Below are 8,670 nucleotides of genomic sequence, written 5' to 3'. Positions count from 1 at the left end.
GCCCCCGGCCGCCACGGGGGAGTGGACGAAGAAGGTGCAGGCCGGCCAGGAGGTCTACGCCACCCTGAACACGAACCAGGGTGACATCGTCGTGCGCCTGTTCTCCAAGGACGCGCCGAAGACGGTGGCCAACTTCGTGGGGCTCGCCACGGGCGAGAAGTCGTGGAAGGACCCTCGCACCAACGAGCAGGTGCAGGGCCGGCCACTGTACGAGGGCGTCATCTTCCACCGGGTGATTCCGGGCTTCATGATTCAGGGCGGCGACCCCACGGGCACCGGCCGCGGCGACCCGGGCTACCGCTTCGAGGACGAGTTCCAGAGCGGCCGCACCTTCAACAAGCCGGGCCTGCTGGCCATGGCCAACGCCGGCCCCGGCACCAACGGCAGCCAGTTCTTCATCACCACGTCCTCGCCGGGCTACCTCAACAACCGCCACACCATCTTCGGCGAGGTGGTGCAGGGCTATGAGGTGGTGGAGAAGATCTCCAACGTGGAGCGCGACCGGGCGGACCGGCCGCTGCAGCAGGTGGTCATCCAGAAGGTGACGATGAGCGACGCGGCGCCGGCGGGCGGGAAGTGATGGGAGGCCGGACCGCCCGGCGCGTCACCACGCGCCTGGGGGAGCTGGACTGCAACGTCGTGGACGCGCTCGCCGAGGGCGAGGCGCCACAGCTGGCCGTGGTGCTCTGCCATGGCTTCGGCGCGCCGGCCACGGACCTGGTGTATCTGGCGCCGGAGCTGATGTCGCTGGACGCGGCGCTGGCCGAGCGCGTGCGCTTCGTGTTCCCCGGCGCCCCGCTGACGCTGGCCGAGTGGGGCATGCCCCACGGGCGCGCCTGGTTCCACCTGCCCGAGGCCGTCATGCTCAGGCAGATGCGGGATTGGGATGTCTTCGCCCGCGAGGTGCCGCCGGGCATGCCGGCCGCGCGGAGGGCGGTGATGAGCGTGGTGGAGGCGCTGTCCACGTCCATGAAGCTGCCCTACGGGCGCATCGTCCTGGGCGGCTTCAGCCAGGGCGGCATGGTCACGACGGACGTGGCGCTGCGGCTGGAGGAGGCGCCCGGCGGCCTGTGCATCCTGTCCGGCACGCTGACGTCCGAGCCGGAGTGGCGGCAGAAGGCATCCGCCCGCAAGGGGCTGCCGGTGTTCCAGGCCCACGGGCGCTACGACGACGTGCTGCCCTTCTCCGCCGCCGAGCGCCTGCGCGACGTGCTGACCGGGTCCGGCCTGTCGGTGGACTTCCTGCCCTTCGACGGGCCGCACACCATCGCCCCCGAGGAGATGGAGCGGCTGGCCACGTTCCTCGTGGCGCGGCTGGGAGGACGCTGAGGGCATGTACCACGCGAAGGAGCTCACGGTGTCCACGCGGGGGCGCGGCTTCACGGACATCACCGGCGAGGTGCGCCGGGCGGTGACGGAGAGCGGCGCCCGGCAGGGGCTGTGCACCGTGTTCCTGCACCACACGAGCGCGTCCCTGCTGCTGTGCGAGAACGCGGACCCGGACGTGCGCAGGGATTTGGAGTCCTTCTTCGCGCGGCTGGTGAAGGACGGCGACCCGCTCTTCGTGCACGACGCGGAAGGGCCCGACGACATGCCCGCGCACGTGCGCACGGTGCTCACGCAGAACTCGCTGAGCATCCCCGTGAAGGACGGCGACGTGGACCTGGGAACGTGGCAGGGCGTCTACGTCTGGGAGCACCGCACGTCGCCGCACCGCCGCCGCGTCACCGTGTCCGTGGTGGGCTGACGGCGGGCGCCTCTAGCGCGCGCGCCTCGCGTTGGCGGCGACGGTGACCTTGCGCTCGGGGACCTTGGGCTTCACCTGCCCACGGATGCGCACCCAGGAGCCGGGGGCGTCCGGCGTGGCGTGGACCATGGACCAGCCGGTGGGCACCTCCGGCGCGGCCCAGGTGTAGAGGGCGCGCGCGTCCTTCGGGGCCAGGTTGATGCAGCCGTGGCTCATCGGCTCGCCGAAGCGGTCGTGCCAGTAGGCGGTGTGCAGCGCGTAGTCGTCCTGGAAGAACATGGTCCACGGCACCGTGGCCACGCGGTAGGTGTCGTTGCCCGCGGTGCCGTTGCCCGTCATGTCGGCCTCGGCGAACTTCACCCAGATGCGGAACAGCCCCTCCGGCGTGTCCGTGCCCGGCTTCCCGGAGGAGATGAGCGTCGCGTACACCGGGCGCTCGCCCTCGTAGGCCACCAGCACCTGCGCCTCCAGGTCCACGTCCAGCCACCGCTCGCCGGGCCCCACCTCGGGCGGCGCGGGCGTGTACCAGGCCACGTGCAGGTCCTCGCGCGCCACCCAGTGGTTCTCCGAGATGAGCACCCAGTGCCCATCCGTGGACAGCTCGCGCACCGCCACCAGCGTGCGCGGCGGCAGCACCGTCTCCAACGTCGCCTTCGCGTCCGGCGCCACCCGCACCGCCACGTCGGCGTCGGGCTTCGCGCGCGACTGCGCCCAGGCGAAGGGCGCCGACAATTCCGAGAGCACCTCCTCGCCCACGCCCTCGAAGGCGGACGGCCGGTACTCGCGCAGCACCTTCGCCTCCAGGTACTGGCCGTCGGTGGTTCGCCAGAAGGTGCGGCGGCCCACGCGCACCTGCCCGCGCAGCTGCACCGTCACCGAGCCCTTCAGCAACACACCCTTCCTGCGCGCCTTCGCCAGGGCGAGGCTCGGGAATGCTCGCACGCGCTTGCCCACCACGCGGGCGTAGGTGCCCGGCGTCAGCTCGCCCTCGCGCACCTTCGGCAAGTCCCTCACGCGGGGCTCGCGGAAGTTGGGCTCCAGGTAGCGCTCGCAGACCCAGCCGCGCGGCTCGATTTGCACCCACGCGTCGCAGTCCGGCCCGCGCATGGCGGTGTCGCCCTTCCAGCGCACGCGCATGTCCTGCGCCACCGTGCCCAGCGGCGGCGCGTCCCGGCGCGGCTCCTGGCGCACCGCGATGGAGCGCAGCACCCGCAGCGAGCCCGCGTCCGGCGCGTAGGGAATGGCGTACGGCGCCGTCCCCGCGTCGGCGCCACCCGCGGCCGCGACGCCGGGCTCGAAGTCCTCGGGGTCCAGCGACGGGTCCACGTCGTCGAGCACGAGGCCGGTGTCCTCCAACGGCTCGCCGTCGGGGCCGAGCACCAGCTCCGCGCCCGGGTTCTTCCGGTCCGGGATGACGACGAGCTGCTCGACGGGGGCGGCGCCGGTCTCCTCCTCCTCGTCACCCCGAGGCTCGGGCCGGGGCATCGCGCTCAGCGCCGGGTCGTTGGCGAGCGCGGGCACGGCGGCTCGCGGGCCCACGTCCGGCACCAGCGAGGCCACCACGAGCGCCGTCCTCGGGCCGAGGGGGAGGGCTCCCGCGACGTCCTGCGCGAGCGAGGGAGCAGAAGCGGCGGAGGTCGTACCGCCGTCCGTGCCCGCGGTGTCGGCGGTCCGCTGCCAGGCGGCGAGCAGTGCGCCCGAGGCGGCATGCGCCGGGGTGTCAGGGCCGGAGGCCTGTCCGCCCTCGCCTCCGTCGGAGGATGGGCCCGAGGGAGCCTCGGCCGTGAGGGTCCGTGCCATGGCGACGAGGCCGGCGGGCTGCCCGTCCGCGCCACCATCGGACGACAGGCTCGGAAGCGCCCCGGCCGAGGTGGCCGAAGCAGTGGCTCCGGCCGCGTGCTCACCTGCATCGGCCGCGGTCCGGGCAACAGGGGCGACACCCGCCCCGGCGACGCTCGCGGCTCCTGGGCGCTCCTCCACCGACGCGGCGCCCTGGACCCGGGCCCCGCCGCCATCCTGGTGTGACACGCCCGGCTTGGACGAAGGATCGCAAGCAATGACAGACAGGAGCAGGGCGAGCGGGAGCCGACGATACATGGATGCGACACCGTATCGAGAGCAGGCGGCCAGGCTCAACGTCGTCCGAGGTGAGCCCGTCTGCGCGGGGCCCCGCGCGGGTGCGCATTCCGTGCGCCCGCAGCGGCGGTTGTCACATGCAACGGAAACGGGGGCTCCAGGCCCTCAATCCGAGCCCACCCGCGAGCGCTCGAGGCGCTCCGGGCCATCGGCGGCCACGGCTTCGCAGATGGCATCGAGCCGGTCGAAGACCTGCCACGCCTGCTGTCCCGTGAGCTCGGCGATTCGTTGCATGACTCGCGACTCGAGCTCCGGCACGCGGCTCCCCTTCCAGAGCGTGTCCGCGAGCGCGACGAGCAGCTCCTCCAGCTTCAGGTCGTCCCGCCGCCAGGCGGCATGGGTGACGCAGATGCGCGCGAGCCAGGGCGGCACGCCCCTGGACAGCAGGAGCTCCTGCCCCGCGGGCTCGTGCTGGTGGCCGGGCTCGCTCATCTCGCTGGGGTGCAGCACCTTGCCGGCGTCATGGAGCGCGGCGCCGAGCAGCACCTCCTCGCGCGCGAAGGACACCTTCAGCTCCCCTGCGAGCCGCCGTGTCAGGAGGTCGGCGGCCTCCAGCACCAGCTCGTGATGGCGCACGAGCCAGGGCGACGCACCGAGACTCGCCAGCAGCGCGAGGGCTTCAGCGGGACTCCGAGGCATCCGTCCTCACCTCCGCGTGCCCACCGTGAGGTACGCGTTGAACGTGCAGACCTGGGGGCCGGTGCCCAGCTCCGCCGTCACCTTCTCCAGGAAGGCCCGCTCGAAGCCGCCCCACTTCTCACCGAGCGCCTTGCGCGCCAGGACGACGGGAGCGCTCGACCGCGCCATCGCGTCCACCAGCGCGGCCGTCGAGGCGTACCGGGCATCGGCACTGACTTCGTGCACGGCGACGTCCACGAAGCCGGCCCCGGCCATCTCCCGCCGGCAAGTCTCCGGGTCCGACAGCGGCATCATCCCGTCGCGTGGCGCCCCGCCCCCGCCTCCGTTCGCCGTCATCAGCTCCGCGAAGCTCTTGTAGACCACGTTCATCGCCGGGGAGCGCTCCATTGGAACCCAGCTCGACACGACGGCGCGGCCTGCCGGCACCAGCACCCGGTGGAGCTCGCGGAAGCCCCGGGCCCGGTCCGGGAAGAACATCAGCCCGAACATCGAGAACGCCGCGTCGAATGCCCGGTCCGGCAGCGCCATCGCCATGCCGTCCCCGACGAGCGACTCGATTTCGAGCCGCCGCGCCGCCGCGTGCTCCCGCAGCGCGCCAATCATCCGGGCCGAGAAGTCCACCGCCGTCACCCGCGCGCCCCGCTCCGCCGCGAGGAGCGCCAGCGTCCCGGGCCCCGCCGCGACATCCACCACGCGGGTGCCCTGCCCCACGTCCGCGCGCGCGAGCGCATCCCGGGAGAAGGTCTCGAACACGGGCATCAGCTCGCGCACGTACTCCGGCGCGACGAGGTCCCACGGCTCGGGCACGGCGAGGGGCGACGCGACTGACATGGCGGACTCCTTCCGGTGAGGGTCCGCATGGCTATCACACGGCGCGGACCGGCAGGACTTGGAAGAACTTCACCTCAGCAGGCCCACCACGCCGTCCGGCAGCGAGGTGCCCGCCGGCCAGAGCACGTAGGTGGCCCCGCGCGAGTGACGCCACGCCTTCAGCAGCTGCTCGCGCGGATACGTCACCTCCACCGCCGCGTCCGTCGGGAAGGCGGGGTCGTTGCACACCACGTCCCCTTCCGGCGTGAAGCCCTTCACCACGATGAGGTGCCCATCCAGGCGCCGCAGCGGCGAACCGCGCAGCTCGCCCTCCTCGTAGGCGATGCTGATGCTGACGGGGAGGCCCGCCGCGACGAGCCGCTCCACCGGAGCGAAGCCGTCCAGCCGCGCCACGAGGCCATGCAGCGCTCCGCCCCCCATCGCCGAGGCGTAGGCGGTGTTGAACGTCCAGTTGCCGGTGCCTCCGTAGACCTCGTCATACGTGCGGTCGGCCGCCTCGGGCACCGTGGCGCGCAGCTCGGGCCGCTCCAGCTTCCGGCTCCAGTAGTCGAGCAGCATGGTGACGGACGTGGGCGAGCACCACACGGGCCCCTTGTCCGGGTAGAGCATCTGCGAGTACGCCGGCACGTCCAGCACCGTGCCCCAGGCGCTCCGCTCCGCCGTGCCGTCATCGGGCGGGCCCCGCCGGTCGCTCACCGCCGCCGCCAGCGCGCGCACCCGCGGCGTCGCATCCGGCCGCGAGGAGTAGAGCCACACCTTCATCCGCAGCGCGTCCGCGCGGCGCTTCAGGTTGAGCGTGTCCGTGGACACCGTCCCGTCCGCGTCCTGCTGACCATTCACGCTGTGCCGTGCCACGGGCTGCTTGTCGAAGGCCCACACGCCCAGCGCGTAGTCCCGCGTCCACGTCCCCTCGATGCGCGCGGCGAGCGTCACCTCGAGCCACGTCCCCGGCGGGGTGAGCGCGTCGAAGGACGGCACCACGCTGGTGAAGCCTCCCGGCACGAGCTGCGTCTCGGAGATGGCCACGCCGCGGCGGTACTCGCCACCGAAGTCCGGCGCGCCGGTGCCCGTCGGGGCCGCCGCGTCCAGTTCCAGCGCGCCATCCGCCGCGAGCGTCGTTCCCTCGCGGGTGAAGCGCTCGAAGTCCCGCTCCGCCGCGCTCCGCCGCCACAGGCGGGCCGGCGCCACCACCTCCGCTGGCGGCTCCTCGGGGCTTCGCGGTGGCGAGGCACACGCCACCAGGTTGGAGGCCGCGACGAGGGTCAGTACGGGCAGGGTGCGGGTCTTCACGGCGCGGAGTCTGGAGGCCCCGGCCTTCGTCACACAAGGCACACAAGGCGCGTGACGAGCCGACAGTCCACTCCAATGCGCTCCCACCTCCCCGCACTGGGCATGAAGCGGCCGAGCAGGCTTGCGGCGTGGCCGGTAAGGTGGTCCGCTTCCGGCCGCCGGGCTATCGCTCAGGCAGGTACCGCCTTGTCCCGACGAGCCCGGCCCATGGCCTCACGCCTCCGCCCTCCCCCGCCGCTGCGCAGGCACCTGCTGAGGCTCGTGCTGAGCGCGCTGCTACCGGTGGTGGCCTTCGCCTGTGGCCTCTTCTTCTTCGTGGCCCGCGCCGAGCGCGCGGCCGCCGAGCGGCGGGTGCTCACCTCGGCGCGCTCGCTCGCGGAGGCCTTCGACCGCGAGCTGAGCGGCTCGATGCGCACGCTGGAGGCGCTGTCCTCCTCTCCCTCGCTGGACGCGGGCGACCTCCAGCGCTTCCAGGAGGAGTGCGCGCGGGTGGTGAAGACGCAGCACGGGTGGCTGGCCCTCATCCTCCTGTCTCCCGAGGGCCGGCCGCTGATGAACACCAACTTCCCGCTCGGCACCTCGCTGCCCGAGGTCGCCGAGCCGGAGAGCGTCGCGCAGGTGCGCGAGACGCTGCGGCCCTCGGTGGGAAACCTCGCCCAGGGCCGGGGCCCCTTGAAGCGGCTCGCCGTGCCCCTGCGTGTCCCGGTGCTGCGAGAAGGTCACCTGCGCTACGTGCTCACCGCCGTCGTCACCGCCGAGGCCTTCTCGGAGGTGGTGGCCCGGCAGGTGTCGGACGACGTCGAGTGGACGCGCACCCTGGTGGACACGCATGGACGCGTGGCCGCCCGCACCCGCCAGCCGGAGCGCTTCGTGGGCCAGCAGGCGACGCCGTCCTTCCTGGAGCGCACGCGCGCCGCGCACGAGGGCGTCTACGCGGACCACTCCATGGAGGGCGAGCCGGTCTACGCCGCCTTCAGCCACAGCGCGTCCGGGTGGACGGCCACCGTGGTCAGCCCCCGGCGCGTGCTGGACGCGCCCGCGCGCCGCTCGCTGCTGGCCGGAGGGCTGCTCGGACTCGCCATGCTGCTGCTGAGCGCGGCCGGCGCCTGGAAGCTCTCGCGGCGCATCAGCCAGTCCATCTCCGAGGCCACGGAGGCCGCGGACGCGCTCGCGCGCGGCGCCACGGCGCGGGTGCGCCCCTCCGAGGTGCGCGAGATGGCGCGGCTCAACGAGGCCCTGGAGCGCTCCGGCCGCCTGCTGGAGGCCCGCGAGCGCGAGCGCGATGCCCACCTGGAGGCGGCCGAGGCCGCGCGCGCCGAGGCCATCGCCGCCACCCGGGCCAAGGACGCCTTCCTCGCCATGCTCGGGCACGAGCTGCGCAACCCCCTCGCCCCCATCGTCAGCTCGCTGGAGCTGCTGCGCCTGCGGGGGCTGGCCCAGACGCCCGAGCACGAGGTCATCCGGCGCCAGCTGGGCCACGTGGTGCGGCTGGTGGATGACCTGCTCGACCTGGCGCGCATCGTGCGCGGGAAGATGTCGCTGCACCGCGCCCCCGTCGAGCTGTCGGACGTGGTGGCGCGCGCGGTGGAGTCCTCCATGCCGCTCATCCAGCAGCGCCGGCATGCGCTCGACGTGGCCGTGCCGCGCCAGGGGCTGACGGTGTGGGGCGACGCGGACCGGCTCACGCAGGTGGTCTCCAACCTGCTCACCAACGCGGCGAAGTACACGCCCCCCGGGGGACGGCTGCGCGTCCACGCGGAGTCGCAGGGCGAGGAGGCGCGGCTCGCCGTCGAAGACGATGGCGAGGGCATCGCCCCCGAGCTGGCCGAGCGCATCTTCGACCCCTTCGTGCAGGGGCCGCGCTCGGTGGACCGGAGCGAGGGAGGGCTCGGCATCGGCCTGGCGCTCGTGCGCAGCGTGGTGATGGCCCATGGTGGCCGCATCGAGCTGCACAGCGAGGGGCCCGGCAGGGGCAGCACCTTCACCGTCACCCTGCCCCGCCATGTCGCGGACGCGGAGCCCGCCAC

General features: G+C 73.4%; 8 protein-coding genes. 4 read left to right on the top strand and 4 right to left on the bottom strand.

Going from position 1 to position 8,670, the window contains the following annotated elements; all coding sequences use genetic code 11:
* The 3 genes from HG543_RS48390 to HG543_RS48380 form a co-directional block, all read left to right on the top strand.
* The coding region (locus HG543_RS48390; RefSeq protein ID WP_246357835.1) for a peptidylprolyl isomerase at positions 1–580 on the top strand (580 nt) is incomplete at its 5' end.
* Positions 580–1,329 carry an alpha/beta hydrolase gene (locus tag HG543_RS48385; RefSeq protein WP_169351749.1) on the top strand — a complete coding sequence of 250 codons (750 nt, stop codon included), beginning with the start codon at positions 580–582 and terminating at the stop codon, positions 1,327–1,329. The genes HG543_RS48390 and HG543_RS48385, both read left to right, overlap by 1 nt.
* A gap of 4 nt (positions 1,330–1,333) precedes the next feature.
* Positions 1,334–1,747 carry a secondary thiamine-phosphate synthase enzyme YjbQ gene (locus HG543_RS48380; protein ID WP_169351748.1) on the top strand — a complete coding sequence of 138 codons (414 nt, stop codon included), beginning with the start codon at positions 1,334–1,336 and terminating at the stop codon, positions 1,745–1,747.
* 12 nt (positions 1,748–1,759) lie between these two features.
* Here the strand turns inward: HG543_RS48380 and HG543_RS48375 are convergent, their stop codons facing one another.
* The 4 genes from HG543_RS48375 to HG543_RS48360 all read right to left on the bottom strand — a co-directional run bounded on the left by HG543_RS48375 (position 1,760) and on the right by HG543_RS48360 (position 6,643).
* The gene (locus HG543_RS48375; RefSeq protein WP_246357834.1) at positions 1,760–3,844 is read right to left on the bottom strand and encodes a L,D-transpeptidase family protein; all 2,085 of its coding nucleotides are present in this window, start codon (positions 3,842–3,844) and stop codon (positions 1,760–1,762) included.
* A 144-nt stretch (positions 3,845–3,988) separates the two neighbouring features.
* Positions 3,989–4,522: an HD domain-containing protein gene (locus HG543_RS48370; RefSeq protein ID WP_169351747.1), complete on the bottom strand. Its 534-nt coding sequence runs from the start codon at positions 4,520–4,522 to the stop codon at positions 3,989–3,991.
* A 6-nt stretch (positions 4,523–4,528) separates the two neighbouring features.
* A complete protein-coding gene (locus tag HG543_RS48365; protein WP_169351746.1) occupies positions 4,529–5,353 on the bottom strand; it encodes a class I SAM-dependent methyltransferase in 825 nt (274 codons plus the stop codon).
* Between the two features lie 69 nt (positions 5,354–5,422).
* The gene (locus HG543_RS48360) at positions 5,423–6,643 is read right to left on the bottom strand and encodes a C39 family peptidase (protein ID WP_343073628.1); all 1,221 of its coding nucleotides are present in this window, start codon (positions 6,641–6,643) and stop codon (positions 5,423–5,425) included.
* A gap of 207 nt (positions 6,644–6,850) precedes the next feature.
* Here HG543_RS48360 and HG543_RS48355 point away from each other — a divergent pair.
* Positions 6,851–8,670 (top strand): sensor histidine kinase (locus HG543_RS48355; RefSeq protein WP_169351745.1); only part of this gene is annotated, 1,820 nt, incomplete at its 3' end.

The sequence above is a fragment of the Pyxidicoccus fallax genome, assembly GCF_012933655.1.
GTDB classification, from domain to species: Bacteria; Myxococcota; Myxococcia; order Myxococcales; family Myxococcaceae; genus Myxococcus; species Myxococcus fallax.
Note: the sequence above shows the minus strand (reverse complement) of the source record. Positions and strands in the feature narration are given on the sequence as shown.

Excerpts from the sequence above, each read along its gene's own strand:
- HG543_RS48385 (WP_169351749.1), top strand. The coding sequence starts at position 580 with ATGGGAGGCCGGACCGCCCGGCGCGTCACCACGCGCCTGGGGGAGCTG.
- HG543_RS48380 (WP_169351748.1), top strand. The coding sequence starts at position 1,334 with ATGTACCACGCGAAGGAGCTCACGGTGTCCACGCGGGGGCGCGGCTTC.
- HG543_RS48375 (WP_246357834.1), bottom strand. The coding sequence starts at position 3,844 with ATGTATCGTCGGCTCCCGCTCGCCCTGCTCCTGTCTGTCATTGCTTGC.
- HG543_RS48370 (WP_169351747.1), bottom strand. The coding sequence starts at position 4,522 with ATGCCTCGGAGTCCCGCTGAAGCCCTCGCGCTGCTGGCGAGTCTCGGT.
- HG543_RS48365 (WP_169351746.1), bottom strand. The coding sequence starts at position 5,353 with ATGTCAGTCGCGTCGCCCCTCGCCGTGCCCGAGCCGTGGGACCTCGTC.